This is a genomic window from Vibrio penaeicida (assembly GCF_030689305.1).
Taxonomy (GTDB): domain Bacteria; phylum Pseudomonadota; class Gammaproteobacteria; order Enterobacterales; family Vibrionaceae; genus Vibrio; species Vibrio penaeicida_B.
In genome coordinates this window covers 1-21,584 of the sequence record NZ_JAUYVM010000017.1, presented here as the reverse complement: position 1 = coordinate 21,584, position 21,584 = coordinate 1, and the positions used below count along the sequence as shown (strand labels likewise).

The window sequence follows — 21,584 nt, the reverse complement described above, 5'->3', positions numbered from 1 at the left end:
TTGAAGCGTATAATTGGGTATGTGTCCGTTTTTGTTTTAGTGCTTGTCGTAAGCCTTGTTGTACACATGCCAGTTGCATTTGTGTATCAATATGCCCCTAAAATTCAGGGGTTGAGCGTGGGAAGTTTGTCTGGGACGTTGTGGCGTGGACAAGCATCCAAGTTAACGTGGCAGGGGCAAAATTTTGGTCAGCTTAGCTGGGACTTTCAACCTTCAGCGCTAATGACTGGTAAAGCTGAATATCAAGTGCGCTTTGGTCGCGGCAGTGAGCTTCAATTACACGGTAAAGGAGCTCTGGGCATGGGATTTGGCGGGCTTTATGGTCACAGCATTTTTGCGTCTATGCCTGCTGAAAAAATATTGGGATTTGCGCAGATTCCCGCTCCGGTTCAGGTAGAGGGGCAATTTGAACTAGCGATTAAAGAGTTCCAATATGCTCAGCCATGGTGTGAAAGTGCAACGGGTAATTTGGCTTGGAATGGTGGCACGTTAGGCACACCATTAGGCAGCCTTATCTTAGGTGAAGTCACTTCTGACTTGGCATGCCAAGATAATAAATTGACTGCAAAAGGCGAGCAAAAACATGCTCAGGTGACGAGCGCGTTTGATGCAAACTTGACGCCTGATCAGCAATACAGTGTGAATGCATGGTTCAAGCCTGGAGCCGAATTCCCTCAATCGATGGGGAGCCAGCTGAATTGGCTGGGTAACCCGAATAACAAAGGTCAGTTTCCCTTTCAGTACTCTGGGCGTCTATAGAAGCGATTAGATGAATTAAAATGGCTCAGCATTGCTGGGCCATTTTGTTACTGATAACGTTATACTTAAACCACTTCAAGTTGTTAGCTCTGCGTCCTGTATTTGGAGATGGTTTGAGTGTAGATTGAGCTAATACGAACAAAAATCAATCTCGAAATGCCAACAGTTCATTATTTTTGATGATATATTGTTCCATGTTAATGATTGGGTCAGATTTTTAAGGAAAGGTTATGGCAAGTGAAAAAAAGCCACAAATTTTAGCTACAAAAACGGTCGCCCAATCTAAACTATTTACTATAGAGTCTCTCGATTTACGTTTTTCAAACGGAGAAGAGCGAATCTATGAGCGAATGAAGCCTAGTGGTCGTTCTGCGGTCATGATTGTGCCTGTCACGGAGCAAGGGGACTTACTCTTAATTCGTGAATACGCAGCAGGTACAGAGCGCTATGAGCTCGGGTTCCCTAAAGGTTTAGTGGATCCTGGTGAGTCGCCTATTGAGGCAGCAAACCGAGAATTAAAAGAAGAAATTGGGTACGGAGCGACAGAATTAACCCCTCTTAAAGAGGTGGTGCTGGCTCCATCTTACTTCTCAAGTAAGATGACGTTGTTTCTGGCACGCGACCTGTATTCAGAATCACTGGAAGGGGATGAGCCGGAGCCTCTAGAATTGGTACGTTGGCCATTACAGCAAGCTGATGAGCTGCTGACCCATCTGGATTTTTGTGAAGCCCGCAGTATTACTGCACTGATGTTAGCTCAGCGGTATTTAAACACGTCTGAGTAAGGAAATGCCCTATGGCGGAAGATCTTTCTCACCTTATCCCTTTAGTTATCACGGTTGCCCGCAGTGCTGGTCAGCTCATACATGATATCTACGAAAACAAACAATACGAAGAATACACCAAATCGGATGCTACGCCGGTTACGAGTGCAGATATTGCCGCGCACAAATTGATCGTCGAGCGGTTGACGGAATTGACCCCCGATATCCCTGTTTTGTCGGAAGAAGATTCGGATATCAGCCTTGAAAAACGGTGTCAATGGAGCCGTTACTGGCTCGTCGATCCTTTAGATGGGACTCAGGAATTCATTGCACGCAGTGGCGATTTTGCCACTATTATTGCTCTAGTTGAAGACAACGAGCCCGTTATGGGTGTGGTATATGCGCCAGTTTCGGGCGTCACTTATTATGCCTACAAAGGGAAAGGCGCTTGGAAAATCCCAGATATGGACGAAAGTGTGGCGATTGAAACGCATCGCCATCACAGCGAAAGCCAATCTTTAGCGATTGCCATTAGCCGCCGTCAAGACATCAATAGCATTACCAGTAAGTTGTGCCCGTCTTGGAATTTTGACTTGGTACCGTTAGGGTCAGCAGCGCTTAAAGCCTGCTTAGTCGCAGAAGGGGCAGTAGATTGCTACCTAAGACTAGGTCCAACTGGGGAATGGGATACTGCCGCGACACAGTGTATTGTCAGTGAAGCGGGTGGTCGTATTCTCAGCACTAAATTAGAACCACTTTCTTATAATGAAAGAGAAACATTAGAAAATCCTAATTTTATTGTTTTAGGTGATGAGGAACTGCCATGGAATTCGATTCTATTGGCTCACAAGTAGCTCAGCCATTCTTTTTTATACGCTCGTTATTTGAGCTAACCTCTCAAAACTCATGATTAAAATAGCTTTCAATTACAGTCTCCTATCCTGTAATTGAAAGCTATTCAACCAAGAAAAATATACTGATAAACAAGTTAGTTACCTGTTGGTGAAATTGTGGTCGCAGTATGGGTTTTTTCCTCTATTCATGCCTTGGATTTTTCAAGAAACGTGCTTGTGTATACAACGTCGCCAGATAACAAAGAGCGGCATTACACAAAAAATATGAGGATAATATTTTGAAAATAACAAGGAATATGGCCCTAGTCACAGCCATGCTTGCACCTATGGTATCCATAGGCGCAGAAGTACAAGGCGCCGGTTTTGAAATTTCACCACGCATTGTTGGTGGTGGTAACGCAAATACTGCTGACTGGGGATTTTATACCCAAATTGTTTCACGTTACGGAAACCGTTCTTACTGTGGTGCGAGCTACTTAGGTGATGGTTACGTGCTAACTGCTGCGCACTGTGTAGACGGGGATTCGCCATCTGGTATTGCTGTTAAAGTAGGTGGATTCATCTACAACGGAACGGATGGTCAGCGCGCTAATGTTAGCAAGATTTACATGCATCCTAACTACGACAAACGTACGTTTACAAACGATATCGCCGTTTTGAAATTGACCAATGATCTTCCGTCTGCTGTGAAGGTAGAGATAGCGGACGGTTCTTTGAGTCAGTATGCGGGCATTGGTGATACATTAAGTGTTGCAGGGCTTGGTCGTACCTCTGAAGGAGGCAGCTCACCTTATAAATTACAGTCTGTTGACGTTCCTTTGATTTCCGATGCGACGTGTCGAGCGGCAGGTGGAAGCTATACCAATGTAGGTAATGTTGCATTCTGTGCTGGTTTCTCTGCTGGCGGTAAGGATTCTTGTCAGGGCGATAGTGGTGGTCCAATTGTTGTCAATCGTTCTGGTGTGATTACTCAGTTGGGTATTGTAAGTTGGGGTATTGGTTGTGCGCGTCCAGGTAAGTATGGCGTTTATAGTGATATTGCTGCCTTACGCAGCTGGCTAGATACGGTAATTACCTCTAATCCTGGCGGCAGCTACGCTGTTGGATACACCAAGAACCAGACATTGTCTTCGTTCAAAGTCGGTGAAACGAAATCTCATACGTTTAGTATTAAAAATAACGGCACACAGTCGTTTACTTTGAATAACGTTCGCGCGGTAGCGTCCGGTGTCGCCACCTCAGCAGTAGTTGGTCGTGATACCTGTTCTCAAACAACGTTGACTGCGAACCAAAGCTGTCAGGTCGCTGTCGAATTTGGTGCAACTCAAGCGGGTCTAGCGAAGGCACAGCTTTCCTTCTCAACGGATCAAGGCACAAGTACGTACCAAGCAAATGTGAGTGCAGATGCTACAACGGCTGGTGGTGGCGGTGGTAATTATGATCACGTGTACCCACAAAATATTGGCAGCTACACATTTGGTACGGTGGTTCTGGCTGAAGATGGCAATCGTTACCAATGCCTAGGGTTCCCTGGCGGACTTTGGTGTTCGGCTGGTGGGGCATATGCACCAGGTACAGGATGGGCTTGGAATGATGCTTGGAGCAAGTTGTAATCGATGTTTAAGTTTGCGGTAAAGCAACGCTAAACCAAATAAAAAGCCGGGAATCATTATTCCCGGCTTTCGTCTGTTTGGTTCTTTCTACCTGCGGCTATTTAGTGCTTAGTAGTAAGAATGTTCTCCTCGGTCGTGCTCGGTAGAGTCACGTACCGCTGTCAATTCACCTTCGAATTGAGCCAAGAGTTCTTTCTCAATCCCTTCTTTCAATGTGACATCAACCATGGAGCAACCGTTACAGCCACCGCCAAATTGAACCAGTGCAACACCGCTTTCTGAAATTTCAATCAGACTAACGTGACCACCGTGCCCTGCCAGTTGAGGGTTAACCTGAGTTTGAATGGCGTATTCAACGCGTTCCATTAATGATGCGTCATCAGACACTTTACGCATTTTTGCATTAGGTGCTTTAAGCGTAAGCTGAGATCCCATCTTATCTGTGACGAAGTCGATCTCTGCATCCTCAAGGAAGGGTAGGCTGAGTTCGTCGACAAACGCAGAAAAGAGTTCAAATGTTAATTCAGTATCGCTGGCTTCCACAGCTTCCGGTGGGCAGTAAGACACGCCACACTCAGCGTTTTGCGTTCCTGGGTTTACCACAAAGACACGAATGTTTGTGCCTTCAGGTTGCTGCTCAAGCAATTTCCCAAAGTGCGATTGTGCGTTTTCCGTAATAGTAATTGTATTTGACACGACCAATACCCGAGTGATTTTGTAAAGTATTTAACCATTTTACCCCTGTCGATATTTCGATCCAGCTTTTTAAGTCATAACTTATTTACGTTAAGTCGGATCAGGGGTTCGGCATACGCAGTAAATATCGACCCTTTCTACACCAACATCAAGTAGTAATTGGCATAATTGTCGGATAGTGCTGCCTGTCGTCACGACGTCATCAACAATCGCCATGTGTTTTGCCACGCGAGACGAATCGAGAGTAAATGCATTTTTTAGGTTGAGAAGACGGGCTTTACGATTGAGCCCCTGTTGTGCGCGAGTGGGCTTTATGCGTCTGAATATTTGATGGTCAAAGCGCTCGGTGATACCAAGGTGCTGGCACAATGATTTCGCTAGGTAATCGCTTTGATTGTAGCCTCGCCAAAGTTGCCGACGCCAATGGAGTGGGACTGATGTAACAATCTCAGCGGGCTGAGAAATTTGCTCTGCAAGGAGATAGGTGAGATCTCCAGACAACCAGAATTGATGTTGATGTTTGAAGCTATGAATATAGTTCGATAATGGGGGCTGATAATCTCCCACACAATATAAGCGCTGCCATGGTGGAGGTGCTAAGAGGCATTGACCGCACTGCTCAACCGTATTGAGAGTGGGCAGCCCACATTGTAAACACCGGTGTTTTTCTCTCAGATCATCTAAACACGTGTCACACCATCTTGTTTCTGGTGTACTTTCCTCAATGTTCAGACCACATGAGGGGCATTGAAGTTTAAAATGGTGGTGAATTTGAATTTTCAGCCAGTGAGAAAAAGCCATATAAAGTCTTTTGTATTCATTAGGTTGAATATGTTACTAAATACATTTGCTGTACGAAATACGTTTTAAGGGAAAAAAGCATGACAACATCGTTGTATTGGCAATCATTCGGGCAAGGTCCAGATTTGATATTGCTTCATGGATGGGGAATGAATGGTGCGGTGTGGCAGCAAACGGCAGAGCGTCTGGCTCGCCACTTCTCTGTCCACGTTGTGGATTTACCCGGGTACGGTCATAGCCACCAAGCTCATGCAAAAAATCTTGAAACAATAGCGGAGAGCATTCTGCAAGATGCGCCTGAAAAAGCAATTTGGGTCGGGTGGTCATTGGGCGGCTTAGTGGCAACCCACATAGCACTAAAGCACAGCGAAAGAGTCGCTAAGTTGATCACGGTAGCCAGCTCGCCAAAATTTGCAGCCGAAAAGCCTTGGCGCGGTATTCAGCCTAATGTGCTGACCTTATTTACAGAGCAGCTGGTTGAGGATTTCCAGCAAACCGTTGAGCGTTTCATGGCACTCCAAGCCATGGGCAGCCCATCCGCTCGTCAAGATGTGAAGCATTTAAAACAAGCGGTGCTATCACGTCCACTGCCCGATCCTAAGGTGTTGCTAGCGGGGTTAGATATGTTAGCGAATATTGATCTCCGCTCGGATATGGCTGAGATTAAGATGCCTTATCTACGAGTATACGGGCGCTTGGATGGGCTGGTCCCCATTAAAGTTGCCAAAGACATGCAAACATGGGCGCCCAACAGTTATCAGCACACATTTGAACAATCATCACACGCCCCTTTTATGACAGAGCTCGAACTGTTTTGCGAAAAGATCACCGACTTCTGTAAATAAATTGAACAATCTGCCGTTATAAGTGTAAGCAGGCTAAACTGTAACCAGATTGGTTTTGCCATTGCCATCATTGGCAAGAGGTCGTGAGACTCCTTATATGTACCTGTTTCACGGCAAAGTTACCGTTGTGGGAGGTTTGTTATGTTAGTGAACCCGACCAGTGCCAGCGTTCCGCTGATTGCCCCGTCGGTCAATATACAAACCGAACAAGTCGCACGAGACAATAAAGTCAAAGAGCCTATAGCACCCGCTACAGAATTGACCAAGTCGAGTGCAGAGCGAAAGGCAACGCTAGAGGAAAGGCGTCGAAAACGTGCCGCTTGGAATGCAGAAGATCATCCCGACTACGAGTTGGATTCCGATGCCGAAACTGAGTATCACGAAGAGCCTATCGACAAGCTTGAACGGTTGTTTGATTTAATTGCACTGCAATCCTACAGTGCCCAGCAAGGAAAGGGGTATACCATCCGTTTCCGTTTGCCAGCCAGTGTGCTGAACGATGCGATTAATGAGGGGAAGATGGCAAAACGCCGCACCATTATTAAATACCATTATGGGCATTCTGTCGCGCCTCATACGCCATCAGAAGTGATTGCGATTACTTAAATCGCCAAATCAAAAAGACCACCTTTTAGGTGGTCTCTTTTTTTACTTTCTGATTGCTTTTTAACTTTCGAATTGCTTTTTAACTTTCCGATTGCCGGCTTTCTTGTATGGTCAATTTGACTTCCGTGGGCAGTAGCTTTGAAAGCGTTTCTGCCAGCTGCTTTGTCTTTTCCAAATCACATTGTCCGTCTATATCCAAGTAGCCTTGCTCTTTTAGAGTGCTAAATAGAGCGGCGAATACTCCTTTGTCAAAAAATTCTGGCGCGTTGATACCATGTAAACGACCAAGCCTTTGTGCCACTTGTTGGCTGTGTTGCTCGAGTTCTGTTCTGCCCAATTCAGGTGCCGCTACCAGTTGGGTAATGGCAATAGAATAACGCTGCAGCGTTTCTTGTATGGTCCTAGCGTATAAAATCAGAGACTGTATCCGGCATTGGCTTAAAGATATATCTCCATCATTCAAGGTAATCAGTTCTTGCCGAGCAAACTCTTCGATTGTATTGGTAACCACGTCTGAGATATCACTTTCGTCATAATGGATAAACAGCTCTTTCTTTAAGAAAGGGTACAAGGTCGTTACCGAATCAATGATTGAAGATAACTTGATATTTTCATGCTGAACAACCAGTTGAGCTATCAAAGAGGGGATAGCAAATAAGTGGATGATGTTATTCCGGTAGTACGTCATCAGAATGGACTGCTGGCGATCAAGGGAGATGATGTCGCCCATACTGTCGGGTTCAATGACAAATTTATCTAAGCTTATTGCATGATGAACCAAGTCTTCCGCATTGCTATCTGGTGTGGTGCTGGTGCAGGAATAAGGGACTTGGCGAAGTAACGCAAGATAGCTGTCTATCTGCTGAACCAAAGTTTCGCGAGACAAAGCGCGTTGCCTAGATGCCGATAAAGCGAGAGCACACAAGGTTAGTGCATTAGTGGCCGCTGCTTTGTTTATGTGCGTCATCATTTTCTCAGCCAAATGGTTAACCACGGGTGTCATCCACTGAGGTTTAGGGCTGTTAACGGCATCAATGTCGTTTGTCCAATCTGGTACATGTTCATTAAGGTATTGGTTCAGTGGAATAGGTTCACCAAAGTTCACATACCCTTGCCCGAAATTACGCAGTTTGCGCAACGTTTTCAGAACAAGCCCCGCATTTTCTTTTTCTTTGCGTTTGCCTCTGAGTTCTTTTGCGTAGGTGGATACTTCCATAACATGTTCATAGCCAATATAGACAGGCACTAGAGTCACGGGGCGATTTAACCCTCGCAGCATTGCTTGAATCGTCATGGCTAGCATGCCGGTTTTCGCTTGCAATAATCGCCCTGTTCTGGAGCGACCACCTTCACTGAAGTATTCAACGGAATACCCTTTGGCAAACAGTTCTGCAAGATATTCGCGGAAGATCGTGGAATACAGTTTATTGCCTTTAAAGCTGCGACGAATAAAGAACGCGCCTCCTCGGCGGAAGATAGGTCCTGCAGGGAAGAAGTTTAAATTGATTCCAGCGGCAATGTGTGGAGGAACCATCCCTTCTTGATACAACACATAGGACAAAAGCAAGTAATCCATATGGCTTCGATGACAAGGCACGTACACAATTTCGTGGCCATCCTGCGCCAGCTTTCGCACAGTGGAAGCGTTGTTGATACTTAGACCTTGGTAAAGTTTGTTCCACAACCAACCTAAGAAGCGATCGCCGCGTTTAACCAATGAATAAGAAAAATCGGCGGCGATTTCATCCATGATCGCTTTGGCTTCTTTTTCGGCTTTTTCTTGGCTAATGTTCTTGCTTTTGACTTCGTCTGCGACCGCTTTTTTAATGGCTTCAGATTTCAATAAGCGTTGAAACAAAACTTGGCGATTAGGAAGATTCGGACCCGACGCCGCCAATTTTTGGCGAGAAAAATGAATTCTAGCGACTCGTGTTAACTTGTGAGCGATTTCTTGGTCGGTGCCGTGGCTATCAGCCATTGAACGCAGTGAAACCACAGGGCTAAATCGCACTAGACAGTCTCGCCCTGAAAGCAGTAATGCTTTTGCTTTTTGAGGACCATTTAAACTTTCAAGGTATGGTTTTTGGTTCTCTTCTTTTCCTGGTTTTCGCCCCCAAAGTACACTTACAGGCAGTACTTGCACATCTAAGTCACTGTCACTGTTGTGCAATCCGAGCAGTTTCGTAAACAAATCAACGGACTCAGAGGGCGCATCGTGATCATTCTGAATCAACGTAGGTCGTGAAGAGGTAAACACAAAACGTCCAAACGGCTGACCATTAATTTCCAGTGGGGTCAACGGATCGGGTAACCCTTGCTCTAGGGCATACCTTTGGAATGTCAGTAGATCGACGTTAGAGCGAAACGGCAGTGCGTAAACGATGGGTTTGGAAACATCGATTCCCAAATCTTCCACCGGATTCGATGGGATAGTTGTCCCTTTTACCAATACCGACAAAGGTAACTTCATCAAAGTTCGAGAAAGAGATTGTCCAGAAGACATAGCGAATGTTTGCCTCAACATGTTTGTTTCGATGGCGAGTTGTATAGGGGCTGTTTATCTTTCGTGGTTAAATTTTGTTCGAGTTCTATGTCTTTTAATCGCGGCGCAAGGTGTGACGCCTAGTCATTCTAAGCAAATACCTTGCAACAAAGAGTAAAAGACATAGAAACGAACCCTTTGGGCAGCATTTGTGGCTTATTTCTACTGCGTTATCGCCCATTGATGTAGTGCGACTACACCGAATGAGCTCTGCCTTGTATAAATCACCCACAAATTGCTGCAAAAATCATCTCGAAAGATAAACAGCCCCTAAAACATCACCACTTGATTAATTGCGCTGCAAGGATAGCAGAAACTGGTCTAACCTTTTATTCAAATTTGCCACTATCTCTAAAGCGCTACATCGGCTCGCATCAATGAAACGGAGATGAATCGAGCTCTTATTTCGCAAAGCATATCGAAGGCAGATGGACGTAGCATGAACCCAAAACAACAAACCCGTTAAAAAATAGACAATTGTCTTTGATTTCGTCGATTTACTGGATATACTCACAGTTAACTGTATAAAAAGACAGGTGGACCATGAAGCCATTAACGCCGCGCCAACAACAAGTTTTCGATTTAATCAAAGATAAGATCGATGTATCCGGTATGCCACCCACTCGTGCAGAAATTGCCCGTGAGTTGGGTTTCCGTTCTGCCAATGCAGCAGAAGAACATTTAAAAGCTCTTGCCAGAAAAGAAGTGATCGAGATTATTCCCGGTGCTTCACGCGGTATCCGAATTCTTCTAGAAGATGAAGAAGAAGACGGTTTACCTTTGATTGGTCAGGTTGCAGCAGGTGAGCCTATTCTGGCTCAAGAACACGTTGAAACACATTACCAAGTTGATCCTGCCATGTTTAAACCGCAAGCCGATTTTTTGCTTCGTGTTAACGGTATGAGCATGAAAGATATTGGCATTATGGATGGCGATTTGTTGGCTGTTCATAAAACCTCAGATGTGCGTGATGGACAGGTTGTTGTTGCTAGAGTCGATGAGGACGTGACGGTTAAGCGTCTTGAGCGTAAAGGCTCTACGGTTCTGCTTCATGCTGAAAACGAAGAGTTTGAACCGATCAAAGTCGATCTCATCTCACAGCACTTAGCGATTGAAGGTATTGCCGTTGGTGTGATCAGAAATGCAGATTGGATGTAATTAAATTTTGCATTATTAAATGATAGTCATTATCATCTAGCTATTATTGTAGGGAAGATGATAATGACACAACCTCACTTCAAGCGACCTAAATCTCACTACCAGATTCCAGCGAATCTGCTTCAGCCTATGTGGTTGCGAAGCAGAGAAAGCTTGGTTGACGATGGATTGGTTTACGATCCTATTGCTGCTAGTGCTTGTCAGCGTTGTGAGTTAGCACCTGAGTGTTTGTCTGGCGATGTTGATCAGAAGCAACTTCTGAATGCCACTCTAACCCAGCTGTGTGATGAAAGAGTGAAAAGCTTTTTGATGGATAACCCTGAAGCTTGGATCTTGAACGTTGGGGCTGGATTGGATACCCGTTTCTACCGCTTAGATAACGGTCGTTGTCATTGGCTAGAACTTGATATCAGCGAAAATTTACTCTGGCGACAAAAGCTTTTTCATCCAAGTGAGCGTTATCAACTTCGATGCGGCAGTGTGGTCGATACCGACTGGCTTGACGATTTTCCCGTTCCCGAATCTTCTCCTGTTCTTATTGTCTGTGAACACGCACTCCTTGATTGCAACGAATCTCAGGTTGCTCAGTTTATTAGAATATTGGGTCGCCGATTCATTCATGCTCAAGCGTGTTTTGTTTTGGCGGGGGATTTAGCGAATTCTCATTGGGGTAAAAAGCTTGGTGGGGGGGGGTACAAACACGCAATCAGCCGACCTAAAGAGAAATTGCTTAACTGGCTTCCTTGGTATCAATGGGTTACGGTCCATTCTCCTATGGATAAAAACTGCAGTCGATGGAAACGCTGGCAACGCTGGCTATCAAAAATGTCCTTCTTCAAGCACCGAATGACCCCCGTCCTTCTACACATGCGATGGTGATTGATTAATCAATCGCTAAACGCTAACCTCGACGCCATAATTGTCGAGGTTCCACGTGATTAAATCCCAATACCTATCCTTTCTTTCTAATTGGTCTTTGCACAAGCAAGTGCTTTGGCTCGCTATTCCTATGGTTTTGTCCAATATCACCATTCCTTTACTTGGGTTGGTGGATGCTGCGGTTATTGGACACCTAGATCATGCGTGGTATTTGGGGGGAGTTGCTTTGGGCGGCACGATGATAAGTGTGTCGTTTTGGCTACTGGGCTTCCTGCGTATGGCGACAACTGGCTTAACAGCACAAGCAACTGGAGCAAAAAGTGGGGAGCAGCTTTGTCTTGTTTTGCTTCAAGGCTTGATGATGGCTGGAATGTTCGCGCTGCTATTCCTTTCACTTCACCCATGGGTTTCAGAGTGGGTGTTTGCTCTGAGTGACGCCAGTGATCAGGTGAAATTCTATGGTCAACAATACTTTTCAATACGCGTATGGAGTGCGCCAGCCGCACTTGCTAATTTCGTTATTCTTGGGTGGCTATTAGGTACACAAAACGCGAAAGCCCCAATGTGGATCGTGATTGTGTCCAACCTTACAAATATTATGCTCGATCTTCTTTTCGTTATGGGTTTTGGCTGGAAAGTAGAAGGGGCAGCATTGGCATCTGTACTGGCCGACTACACGGGCATGTCTTTAGGTTTATTCTTTGTCTATCGCACATGGATTAAGCTCACTTTGCCATCTGTTTTCAGCCAACTCGGTGCGCTCACCAATGGAATAGGGCGGTTCGTTCGTCTTAACCGCGATATATTTTTGCGTTCATTGTGTTTACAGGCAGCGTTTACGTTTATGACTTTCCAAGGTGCTAGCTTTGGCGATGACGTGGTAGCAGCAAACGCAGTATTGATGAGCTTTCTGATGATGATCTCTTACGGCATGGACGGGTTTGCCTATGCGATGGAAGCAATGGTAGGGAAAGCCATTGGAGCCAAAGATGAGAAGCAGTTGAAACTGTCGCTGATAGGAACGTTTTTCTGGAGTTTAATTATTTGTGCACTGTTGACGCTGGTGTTCGCCTTGGGGGGATCGCTGCTGATCTCTATGATCACAGACATTCCTATTGTTCGAGAGCATGCCAACGTTTACTTACCATGGCTAATCGCAATGCCTTTGGTTTCTATGTGGTGTTTCCTATTCGACGGCATCTTTATTGGCGCCACAAAAGGCAAAGAAATGCGCAATAGCATGTTTGTTGCGACGTGCAGCTTCTTCCTTGTCTTTTTCACTTTTTCTGACTTCGGTAACCATGCTTTATGGTTGGCTATGTTGAGCTTTATGGGGGTGAGAGGGCTAGGGTTAGCGATTGTGTTTGTCTATCAATGGCGAAGAAATCAGTTTCTTGCTTAGTTTTTATGTGCAGTGTTGTTTTACAAAAAAAGGGTCAGCATATGCTGACCCTCTTACTTTGAAGCTGTGAAATCAGAACAAACGGTTTAAACCATTCAATGCCGCGACTCGGTACGCTTCTGCCATTGTCGGGTAGTTAAAGGTAGTGTTGACGAAGTACTCGATCGTGTTCGCCTCGCCTTTTTGTTCCATGATGGCTTGCCCGATATGGATAATTTCCGCTGCACGCTCACCAAAACAGTGAATGCCCAATATTTCTTTTGTCTCACGGTGGAAGAGTATTTTTAAAGAGCCAATATCTTTTCCTGCAATTTGCGCCCTTGCAAGATGTTTAAATGACGAACGACCCACTTCATACGGGATCTTCGCAGCTGTTAGTTCTTGCTCGGTTTTACCCACAGAGCTGATTTCAGGGATGGTGTAGATACCCGTCGGAATATCTTCAATCAGGTGATTATCGGCCTGACCTTTCGTGATGGCCTGAGCAACAAATCGACCCTGGTCGTATGCTGCACTAGCAAGACTTGGGTAACCAATTACATCACCAACAGCATAAATGTGTTCTACATCGGTTTGGTAATTGGTGTTCACGCTGAGCTGACCACGAGAGTCAGGGGTTAGACCCACATTCTCTAACTTCAACTTATCCGTATTACCTGTTCGTCCATTGGCGTACAGGATACAGTCTGCTCGCATTTTTTTACCCGATTCTAAATGAATCACAACACCTTCATCGGAGGCTTCAATTCGCTCATAAGTTTCATCATTGCGAATAATGACACCGCTATTCCAAAAGTGATAAGACAGTGCATCGGAGGTTTCGTTATCTAGGAAAGATAGCAGCCTGTCGCGTGTGTTGATGAGGTCGGTTTTTACACCGAGCCCACGGAAAATTGAAGCGTACTCACAGCCGATGACACCTGCACCATAAATAATGATGTGGCGTGGGTCGTGCTCTAGCGACAAAATTGAATCGCTGTCATATATACGGTCATGAGTGAAGTCAACATCGGCTGGCCTGTATGGGCGAGAGCCAGTTGCGATGACAAACTTATCTGCGGTGTATTGTTCCACAGTGCCATCAGGTTGAAGCACTTCTATCGTATTGCTGGCGATGAATCGAGCTTCACCAAAAATCAGAGAACACTCATTTCTATCGTAAAAGCCTTGTCTTAGGCGAGTTTGTTTGTCGATAACGCTTTTTGCGTGACCAAGAATATTGGAAAACGTAGAGTGGAGGCTGGAATTATTGTGGCAGAAGAGAGGATTATTATTGAATTCTATGATGCGGCTAACCGCATGTCTCAGTGCTTTAGAAGGTATGGTACCCCAATGAGTGCACCCCCCACCAACACTGCTCTCCCGCTCAATGATTGCAACGTTTAACCCCGATTTTGTTAAGCCCATTGCAGCCCCTTCACCACCAGGACCACTGCCTATTACTATTGCATCGAAGTGCGTTGAGGTCATATATTTGCCTTTTGTAATGATAGTTAACATTGCTGTAGCGATATTTTAACGACTTCATTTTACAGGTAAATGGTCTCACCAGTAGACAGTGGTGAGGATCACGTTGTGTTTCAATCAGAATTTGTGAAGTCATCAGTAACTTCAAGTAACAGGCGAGCATTTCCGCGAAAAATCCGTAAAGTATCCGCGGTTGTCTCATAGACTCTTACTGCATTCACGGTATAGTAAGGCTTGCCTGTTAGGTCAGTTTCTCTATAAAGCGTAGTTAAGAATGACAAACGAGAATATAAAAAAGAGTTTGGGTATCCGAGCTCAACAAAAGGAAAAAACCCGACGTTCAGTAATCGATGCCGCTTTTAGTCAGTTAAGTGCCGATCGCAGTTTTTCTAATCTAAGCTTACGTGAAGTGGCAAGAGAGGCGGGTATCGCTCCGACGTCTTTCTATCGTCACTTTAAAGACATGGATGAGCTTGGATTGACGATGGTCGACGAAGGCGGTTTACTGCTCCGTCAATTAATGCGCCAAGCTAGGCAGCGTATTGCCAAAGAAGGCAGTGTGATTAAAACATCGGTAGACACGTTTATGGAGTTTATCGAGAGCAGCCCAAACGTTTTTCGGTTGTTGTTACGAGAACGTTCGGGGACATCGTCTGAGTTTCGTGCAGCTGTTGCTCGAGAAATTCAGCACTTTGTTGCGGAACTTACTGAATATTTAGTAATCAATGGTGTATCTAGAGAAGGCGCTTTCACTCAGGCCGAAGCATCTGTCACACTGGTTTTTAGCTCTGGTGCAGAAGCTCTAGATTTAGAAAAAGATGAACGAACTGAACTGGCGAATCGCTTGATAACCCAGCTCAGAATGATTGCAAAAGGTGCCCATGTGTACCGAAAAGAAAATGAACTAAAGAAGAATAAGGCAGGACAAAGCAATGTCGAATGAAGCTCCTATCGCTGACCAAGGGTCAGAAAAGAAAACTCTCCTCTTAGCTCTAATCGCGGGTATGTGTGGTAATGCCCTGTTGTCAGCATTGACAGTCAGTGAAGTGGCTTTCTCAGTGTTTCCATTGATAGCATTGGTATTGGCAGTTCAGAATCTGTATCAAGAATATCTACGCCACCCTGTTTCTGAAGAAATCCCTATGGTTGCTTTAGCATGTTTCTTTGTTGGGGCGTTTGGTTATTCGGCGTTCTTAGGGGCGCAGCACCCAGAGTCAGGATCAAATTTCTTCTCGATTATAGTGACGCTGCTTCTCCTAGTTTGGGTCGGTAAGAAGCTTGGGTATATCGCGAAACCTCAGTAGAACACCAAATTCTAGCTAAAAAAACCGCTCATATGAGCGGTTTTTTTGTTTATGCTTTTTTTTCTAAGAAAACACCCGCTTCCATATGATGGGTATATGGGAATTGATCGAATAATGCAAAGCGAGTGATATGGTGAGTTTCACTCAAAATATCTAAGTTATCTTTCAATGTTTCTGGATTACAAGAAATGTACATAATGCGTTCGTACCCTTGAACCATTTTACATGTGTCGATATCCATGCCAGCACGAGGAGGGTCAACAAAGATGGTGTTGCAGTTATAGCTTGTCAGATCGACATTCTGTTGCTTCAGACGGCGAAACTCTCGCTTGCCTTCCATTGCTTCTGTAAATTCTTCCGCTGACATCCGGACAATTTGTACGTTGTTGATGTTGTTCACTTCAATATTAAATTGTGCAGAATCGACAGAAGGTTTAGCTAACTCTGTTGCCAAAACGCGCTCGAAATTCTGTGCCAGCGCCAACGAGAAGTTTCCGTTTCCGCAGTAAAGCTCTAGAAGATCCCCTGCACTCTCTTGGGTGCAATCAACTGCCCACTCCAACATTTTCTGAGCAACGATCCCATTAGGCTGCGTAAAGCTATTTTCTACCTGCTGATACACATAAGTATCGCCATTCACGTTCAGCTTCTCGATAACGTAATCTTTATCGAGCACGATTTTCATTTTTCGAGCTCGACCAATTAAGTTGAGATTGAACCCTTCATCATTGAGCCGTTGTTTTAGGGCTTTTGCCTGCGAAATCCAGTCTTCATCTAATTGACGGTGATAAAGCAAAGACACCAAGATTTCGCCGCTGAGTGTGGATAAAAAGTCCACCTGGAACAGCTTTCGGCGCAACGTATCGTTATCTTTCATCGCGTCGATCAATAAGGGCATAAGATCATTGATTAAACGACTTGCGGCAGGGAACGCATCCACACGGTATTTTTCACGTGTCTCTTGGTTGAACATGATGTAGTAGAGCTCTTCACCTTCGTGCCAAACTCGAAATTCCGCTCTCATGCGGTAGTGCTGCTCCGGAGACTCATGCACTTCCAGTTCTGGTGCATTGAAAGGAGCAAACATCTCAGTTAGGCGCTGGGTTTTCTCAGCAAGTTGTGCTTGATAATGCTCTGGGTTTACATCAAGTGATGCCATGGAGTCATGCCTTATTGCTTAGGTACAGGGAGCGCAGATTTTATTCAATCCACTTTATTTGTCCAGCTTTGTCTTTCTGGTTGGTCTGTGAGATTACCTCATTACTATTAACGCCATCAATTTGATGAATGTTTGTTCTATTGACGAGAGTGATAATAGGTTAGAAGAAATACGTCTAGACATCCATAAGAATGCGAACTAGTATCCTCGCCCAAGCTGGTGGTCAATTTTTGACTGAAAAGGGAATCTGGTGGAAATCCAGAACTGACGCGCAGCGGTAAAAGAGAACGAACACCTCGGAATAAATCCAAACACTGCTTACTGTCTGTAAGTGGGAAGTGAGGTGCTAGGTATCAGAATCTGTATGGAATTAGTGTTCCTATAGGTTTGGGTGAGCTCTTAAGTCCGAATACCTGCCAGCAATAAGAGCCAAGCGGATATTAGCAGTGTTGAAACGTACTGCTTGGTCTTAGAAGGATTCTCGCGATTTAGGAAATGACAATGAAAAAAACTCTTCTAGCGACCACAGTAGCGTCGCTGCTTACACACGCCTCCATTTCTGTAGCTCAAGAAGCGGCAGATACCGAAACTCTCGTAGTGACAGCGAACCGATTTGAGCAAAGTACTCAGAGTACAACGCTTCCGGTAGTGGTAATAACTAAAGCTGAAATAGAAGCAATTCAGGCAAATGACCTATTTGAAGTATTACGTAGATTACCTGGAGTACAGGTTTCTAGTAATGGTGGCTATGGTCAGACTCAAAGTATTTTTGTTCGTGGTACATCATCTGACCATGTTTTGGTATTAATTGATGGTGTCAAAACCGCAAGCGCTACTTCTGGTGGTGCTAATATATCGGCGATTCCTTTGGTTGGTGTGCAGCGTATTGAGTTTGTAAGAGGGCCTCGAGCAGCTCTTTACGGTTCAGATGCAATAGGTGGTGTAATTAACATTATTACCGATACATCAACTGCAGAAGCGAAAGCAAGCTTAGGTTTTGGATCAAATAATTACCAAAAAGCGAGCTTAGCAGTGGCTGGAGAGCTAAGCGAAAGTACAAGTGGCTCATTTGCGGTGAAGTTTGCTGAAACAGAAGGCTTTAGTGTTCAAAGTTCATCAGGTAATGAGGATGCTGATGGGCACAAAGTTGCCGAATTCGCAGCATCTATAAGCCATGAATTGAATGATGAAGTTGAATTTAAATTTAATTCTACCTATTCGGATGGAGAAGTAGAATATGACCCAGCAGATTCAGAAAAGAGTCAGCAGCTATATAGCCTTGTTGGTAGTGCTAACTACGATGGTGAAAACCTTTCAAGTAAACTAGCAGTGAGTAAAGCCCAAGACTCAAGCTATTTCCCTTCATCTAATGGTACGTACCAAACAGACAGCCAATCAGTTGCTTTCACAAACCTATATTTGGTTAATTCAGAGTTTTCAATTGGCGCTGGTGTAGATTGGTACAAAGATGATGTATCAGAAACTTCCACTGAATATGCGGAGACCTCTCGCACCAACAAGTCTGCATATGTGAGTGGTTTTTTTGACAATCAAGCGTTTCAAGCTGAGCTTGCGTTACGTGGAGATGATAACCAGCGTTATGGAAAAAACTCTACATGGCAGGTAGGTCTGGGCTATAAAGTTACAGATAACCACCGCGTAACTGCAAATGCAGGTACAGCTTTTAAAGCCCCAACATTTAATAACCTATATTGGCCAGGTTCAGGTAATCCTGACCTCAAACCCGAAAAATCAACAAATTACGAATTGGCATTAGAAGGTCGCCAAAGCTGGATTGACTGGCGTGTAGCTGCCTATCAAAACAAGATAAAAGATATGTTAATTGGTTGGCCAGCGAAAAATGTGGGTGAAGCTGAAATAAAAGGTGTTGAATTATCTGGTTTATTTGAAACTGGCGCATTCTCCCATGAAGTAAGCTTAGATTTCATGGATCCAAAAGATAAAGTCAATGATGTTCAATTGAGTCGCCGTGCAAAGCAAAGTGCAAAATGGAACGTAACGTATGTTGCTGACGAATGGCAAGCAGATATCAGTTACCTTTATCAGGGTAAACGCGTAGATAATGACGGTAAGACTGAATTAGGTGCTTACTCTTTAGTCGATGTGGCTGCAAGTTACTTTGTTACTGAACAGTTGACAGCTCGAGGCCGAATTGCAAACCTGTTCGACCAAAATTATGTTTTGGCAAAGGGCTACAATACTCAAGAGAGAAGCTTCTTTATTAACTTGGATTACAAATTCTAAAAATAAAAACCGCCTCCGGGCGGTTTTTTTACAATATACAACATGAAGAATCCCAAAAAAGTCATCATCAGTTGGTCATCAGGTAAAGATTCTACGCTAACGCTCATTCGTCTACTCGAAGACCCTCAATATGAAGTCGTCGGGTTGTACACGACTCACGTAGACGGCGAAGTCCCATTTCAAGTCACACCCATTTCGGTTGTAAAAATGCAAGCGGCACTCGCCAATTTGCAGTTAGTCACGATTCAACTTCCAGAAGTATTTCCACCCAACGAGGTGTATCAGAGTTCGATAGTTAAAGGGTTAAAAAACTCAAAGCTAGAGATAGATGCTGTTGCGTTTGGCGATATGTTTTGTAATGGCATCATTGAATATCGAAAAAGCTATATTGAAAAAGAGGGGTGGGAGTGTGTATTTCCGTTGATGGGGACACCCAGTACAGAATTAGCGAATGAAATACTGGATAGAGGCATTGAAACCATTGTAGTGACAGTGGATGGGAACAAATTGCCTTCCAGCCTATGTGGTGAGTGTTATAGCAAAGAGTTGATCGCTAACTTACCTAACGGAATAGATCCCTGCGGAGAGAATGGTGAATTTCACACTTTAGTGACATCAGCTCCTTGTTTTAGCCATAATTTATGCTTGCGGTCTATTTCCATCGAGTGCACCGAGCGATTTCACCACTTACGTTATGTGGCTAATATTGGCGAGGAGTCACTTTACCAGTAATATACGTCCAGCTTTTATTGGGGTATGAACGAACGTGGATAAAAAAACAGAAAAGAGAGTGCTCATTTTTGATTCTGGTGTTGGAGGTCTCTCCGTATACATAGAACTGAAAGCGTTGCTTCCGCAATTGGAGTACCTCTATCTTTTTGATAATGCGGCATACCCATATGGAGAGCTGGATGGCGATACGCTGGTGTATCGCGTTCAAACCTTGATCACTCAATATTGTCGAGAATACGATATCGACTTAGTGGTTATCGCCTGTAATACGGCCAGTACATTGGTCTTACCCCACTTAAGGGCTGCGTTATCCATTCCAATTGTGGGAGTGGTTCCCGCTATAAAACCAGCATCGTTGATCTCCAAAATAGGTGTCGGCCTTATTGCAACCCCAGCGACGATAACCCGTGACTATACACACGAACTCATCAAAGACTTTGCTAAAGACACAGAAGTAAAGCTATTAGGTTCAACAAAACTTGTGGAAATGGCCGAGCGAAAACTACGATCGGAAATGGTTTGTCCGAAAGAAATGACGGCTTTGCTCTCGCCTCTTATTAACCAAATAGATGTTGCGGTCTTAGGGTGTACACATTTCCCACTTCTGAAAGATGAAATTAGTCGAGTGTTGAAAGACGTTGTATTGATAGATTCTGGTAACGCTATTGCTCGCCGTGTCGCTTTTCTTTTGAAAGCAAACTCGGGGTTAGAGAGGAAACAGTTAAATCAGATTTTTTGTAGTGCACCACCACGAGGCGATGATGCACTTAATTTTACATTAAAAAAGATGGGTTTTTCCGAAACAGTTATTCAGCCGTTTCTGGATGTTTAGGGTCGTTGGCGACTCTAACTTTAAGCGTTCTCTCCATATAGTCCTGTTCATTTAATTCTTGAATGACTTTGTCTGTGTCTTCCCTTGATACAACAACAAAGCCGAATCCTCTTCGTTTACCTGTACGTTTGTCCTTCATTAACCTAACAGCGAATACTTGTCCGTGTTTCGAAAACAACTGCCGAACATGGGTCTCGTTAGCTTTATAAGGAAGATTCCCCACATAAAGAGTGGTCGTAGCTGATTTGTCGTTACTTGCTTGCTCTGAAGAAGGGTTAGAAAGGGATAAGATAAGCGCGCAAGTAAAAACGCCAATGATAAAAGCGGTAGCTGGTGGTACTGCAATTTGTGAAAAGGCTGCAGCGCCCAATACTGCCAGTGCGATAACTAATAAATAAGATTTTTTTGAGTTCATATCTGAATACTACATTGAAATTGTGAAGTAATAAGATGCAAAGCGCTATTAACATAATAGACACACAGATCTTACGTTTAAGCATGATGAAATTCCAACCAATTGCTGTGATACCCTTCAAATGTTGAAATTTTATTCGATAATTCGACTTTTGATTGAAAATTATTCACTTGGAAATTAATTTTGAAAAAAGACTTGTCATCCATTCTGATCTCCCTATAATGCCGCCTCACCGACACGGAGTGAGACGGAAGTCACACGACGAGTTGGTAAAGAGAGAAAAAGAAAGTTTGAAAAAATTCTTGACTCTCAAAAATGGGAGCGTATTATTCGCACCCCTAACGGCAAGACGCAGAGCGCCTAGTCAGTTAGAAAAAGCTCTTTAACAATATAGACCTATCAATCTGTGTGGGTACTCGTTGATGATAATCCAAATAGTTTCTTCGGAAACAATTTAGGTTTCAATGAACTGAGTGACCAATACGATGATG

20 protein-coding genes and 1 riboswitch are annotated in these 21,584 nt (G+C 44.2%); of the genes, 14 read left to right on the top strand and 6 right to left on the bottom strand.

Annotated elements, in window-relative coordinates; genetic code table 11:
• The 4 genes from Q8W40_RS21900 (at position 1) to Q8W40_RS21885 (ending at position 3,990) form a co-directional block, all read left to right on the top strand.
• Positions 1 to 759 carry a type II secretion system protein N gene (locus tag Q8W40_RS21900; RefSeq protein ID WP_305400241.1) on the top strand — a complete coding sequence of 253 codons (759 nt, stop codon included), beginning with the start codon at positions 1 to 3 and terminating at the stop codon, positions 757 to 759.
• Positions 760 to 989: 230 nt separating this feature from the next.
• Complete coding sequence (gene nudE, locus Q8W40_RS21895) at positions 990 to 1,544, top strand: ADP compounds hydrolase NudE (protein ID WP_305400240.1); 555 nt, start codon at positions 990 to 992, stop codon at positions 1,542 to 1,544.
• A gap of 11 nt (positions 1,545 to 1,555) precedes the next feature.
• The gene (gene cysQ / locus Q8W40_RS21890) at positions 1,556 to 2,377 is read left to right on the top strand and encodes a 3'(2'),5'-bisphosphate nucleotidase CysQ (protein ID WP_305400239.1); all 822 of its coding nucleotides are present in this window, start codon (positions 1,556 to 1,558) and stop codon (positions 2,375 to 2,377) included.
• A 314-nt stretch (positions 2,378 to 2,691) separates the two neighbouring features.
• Positions 2,692 to 3,990: a trypsin-like serine protease gene (locus tag Q8W40_RS21885; RefSeq protein WP_305400373.1), complete on the top strand. Its 1,299-nt coding sequence runs from the start codon at positions 2,692 to 2,694 to the stop codon at positions 3,988 to 3,990.
• A 108-nt stretch (positions 3,991 to 4,098) separates the two neighbouring features.
• Here the strand turns inward: Q8W40_RS21885 and nfuA are convergent, their stop codons facing one another.
• Both nfuA and Q8W40_RS21875 read right to left on the bottom strand, forming a co-directional pair.
• Complete coding sequence (nfuA, locus tag Q8W40_RS21880; protein WP_101114522.1) at positions 4,099 to 4,686, bottom strand: Fe-S biogenesis protein NfuA; 588 nt, start codon at positions 4,684 to 4,686, stop codon at positions 4,099 to 4,101.
• Positions 4,687 to 4,776: 90 nt separating this feature from the next.
• Positions 4,777 to 5,487, bottom strand: coding sequence for a ComF family protein (locus tag Q8W40_RS21875; protein WP_305400237.1), 711 nt, complete (start codon positions 5,485 to 5,487; stop codon positions 4,777 to 4,779).
• A gap of 80 nt (positions 5,488 to 5,567) precedes the next feature.
• Between Q8W40_RS21875 and bioH the strand changes: the two genes are divergently transcribed.
• A complete protein-coding gene (gene bioH / locus Q8W40_RS21870; RefSeq protein ID WP_305400235.1) occupies positions 5,568 to 6,332 on the top strand; it encodes a pimeloyl-ACP methyl ester esterase BioH in 765 nt (254 codons plus the stop codon).
• Positions 6,333 to 6,473: 141 nt separating this feature from the next.
• The gene (locus Q8W40_RS21865) at positions 6,474 to 6,938 is read left to right on the top strand and encodes an ATP-dependent Lon protease (RefSeq protein WP_126606122.1); all 465 of its coding nucleotides are present in this window, start codon (positions 6,474 to 6,476) and stop codon (positions 6,936 to 6,938) included.
• Between the two features lie 79 nt (positions 6,939 to 7,017).
• Here the strand turns inward: Q8W40_RS21865 and plsB are convergent, their stop codons facing one another.
• Positions 7,018 to 9,441, bottom strand: a complete 2,424-nt coding sequence (gene plsB, locus Q8W40_RS21860) for a glycerol-3-phosphate 1-O-acyltransferase PlsB (RefSeq protein WP_305400371.1) — start codon at positions 9,439 to 9,441, stop codon at positions 7,018 to 7,020.
• 582 nt (positions 9,442 to 10,023) lie between these two features.
• Here plsB and lexA point away from each other — a divergent pair.
• The 3 genes from lexA to dinF all read left to right on the top strand — a co-directional run bounded on the left by lexA (position 10,024) and on the right by dinF (position 12,919).
• Positions 10,024 to 10,638 (top strand): transcriptional repressor LexA, encoded by a 615-nt coding sequence (gene lexA, locus Q8W40_RS21855; protein WP_305400234.1) that lies wholly within the window; start codon positions 10,024 to 10,026, stop codon positions 10,636 to 10,638.
• Positions 10,639 to 10,701: 63 nt separating this feature from the next.
• The gene (locus Q8W40_RS21850) at positions 10,702 to 11,517 is read left to right on the top strand and encodes a class I SAM-dependent methyltransferase (protein WP_305400232.1); all 816 of its coding nucleotides are present in this window, start codon (positions 10,702 to 10,704) and stop codon (positions 11,515 to 11,517) included.
• A 130-nt stretch (positions 11,518 to 11,647) separates the two neighbouring features.
• Positions 11,648 to 12,919, top strand: coding sequence for an MATE family efflux transporter DinF (gene dinF, locus Q8W40_RS21845; RefSeq protein WP_370693421.1), 1,272 nt, complete (start codon positions 11,648 to 11,650; stop codon positions 12,917 to 12,919).
• A 72-nt stretch (positions 12,920 to 12,991) separates the two neighbouring features.
• On the opposite strand, the gene sthA is transcribed toward dinF, so the two are convergent.
• The gene (gene sthA / locus Q8W40_RS21840; RefSeq protein WP_305400228.1) at positions 12,992 to 14,389 is read right to left on the bottom strand and encodes a Si-specific NAD(P)(+) transhydrogenase; all 1,398 of its coding nucleotides are present in this window, start codon (positions 14,387 to 14,389) and stop codon (positions 12,992 to 12,994) included.
• Positions 14,390 to 14,660: 271 nt separating this feature from the next.
• Here sthA and fabR point away from each other — a divergent pair, with 271 nt between their 5' ends.
• On the top strand, positions 14,661 to 15,329 hold the full coding sequence (gene fabR / locus Q8W40_RS21835) for an HTH-type transcriptional repressor FabR (RefSeq protein WP_104400170.1): 669 nt from the start codon (positions 14,661 to 14,663) through the stop codon (positions 15,327 to 15,329).
• Positions 15,319 to 15,690 carry a YijD family membrane protein gene (locus tag Q8W40_RS21830; RefSeq protein ID WP_101114513.1) on the top strand — a complete coding sequence of 124 codons (372 nt, stop codon included), beginning with the start codon at positions 15,319 to 15,321 and terminating at the stop codon, positions 15,688 to 15,690. Before fabR ends, Q8W40_RS21830 begins: the two co-directional genes overlap by 11 nt.
• A 49-nt stretch (positions 15,691 to 15,739) precedes the next feature.
• Here Q8W40_RS21830 and trmA read toward each other — a convergent pair whose 3' ends face one another.
• The gene (trmA, locus tag Q8W40_RS21825; protein ID WP_305400225.1) at positions 15,740 to 16,849 is read right to left on the bottom strand and encodes a tRNA (uridine(54)-C5)-methyltransferase TrmA; all 1,110 of its coding nucleotides are present in this window, start codon (positions 16,847 to 16,849) and stop codon (positions 15,740 to 15,742) included.
• Between the two features lie 200 nt (positions 16,850 to 17,049).
• A riboswitch (cobalamin riboswitch) is annotated at positions 17,050 to 17,284 on the top strand.
• Between the two features lie 66 nt (positions 17,285 to 17,350).
• Between trmA and Q8W40_RS21820 the strand changes: the two genes are divergently transcribed.
• From Q8W40_RS21820 to murI, 3 genes are read left to right on the top strand one after another with little or no spacing between them, the layout of a single operon-like run.
• On the top strand, positions 17,351 to 19,114 hold the full coding sequence (locus Q8W40_RS21820; protein ID WP_305400223.1) for a TonB-dependent receptor domain-containing protein: 1,764 nt from the start codon (positions 17,351 to 17,353) through the stop codon (positions 19,112 to 19,114).
• Positions 19,115 to 19,156: 42 nt separating this feature from the next.
• Positions 19,157 to 19,846, top strand: a complete 690-nt coding sequence (locus Q8W40_RS21815) for an ATPase (RefSeq protein WP_305400221.1) — start codon at positions 19,157 to 19,159, stop codon at positions 19,844 to 19,846.
• A 34-nt stretch (positions 19,847 to 19,880) separates the two neighbouring features.
• Positions 19,881 to 20,678 carry a glutamate racemase gene (murI, locus tag Q8W40_RS21810; RefSeq protein WP_305400220.1) on the top strand — a complete coding sequence of 266 codons (798 nt, stop codon included), beginning with the start codon at positions 19,881 to 19,883 and terminating at the stop codon, positions 20,676 to 20,678.
• On the opposite strand, the gene Q8W40_RS21805 is transcribed toward murI, so the two are convergent.
• Complete coding sequence (locus tag Q8W40_RS21805; protein WP_305400219.1) at positions 20,653 to 21,093, bottom strand: RNA recognition motif domain-containing protein; 441 nt, start codon at positions 21,091 to 21,093, stop codon at positions 20,653 to 20,655. The genes murI and Q8W40_RS21805 overlap by 26 nt on opposite strands.
• Positions 21,094 to 21,584 lie beyond the last annotated feature (491 nt).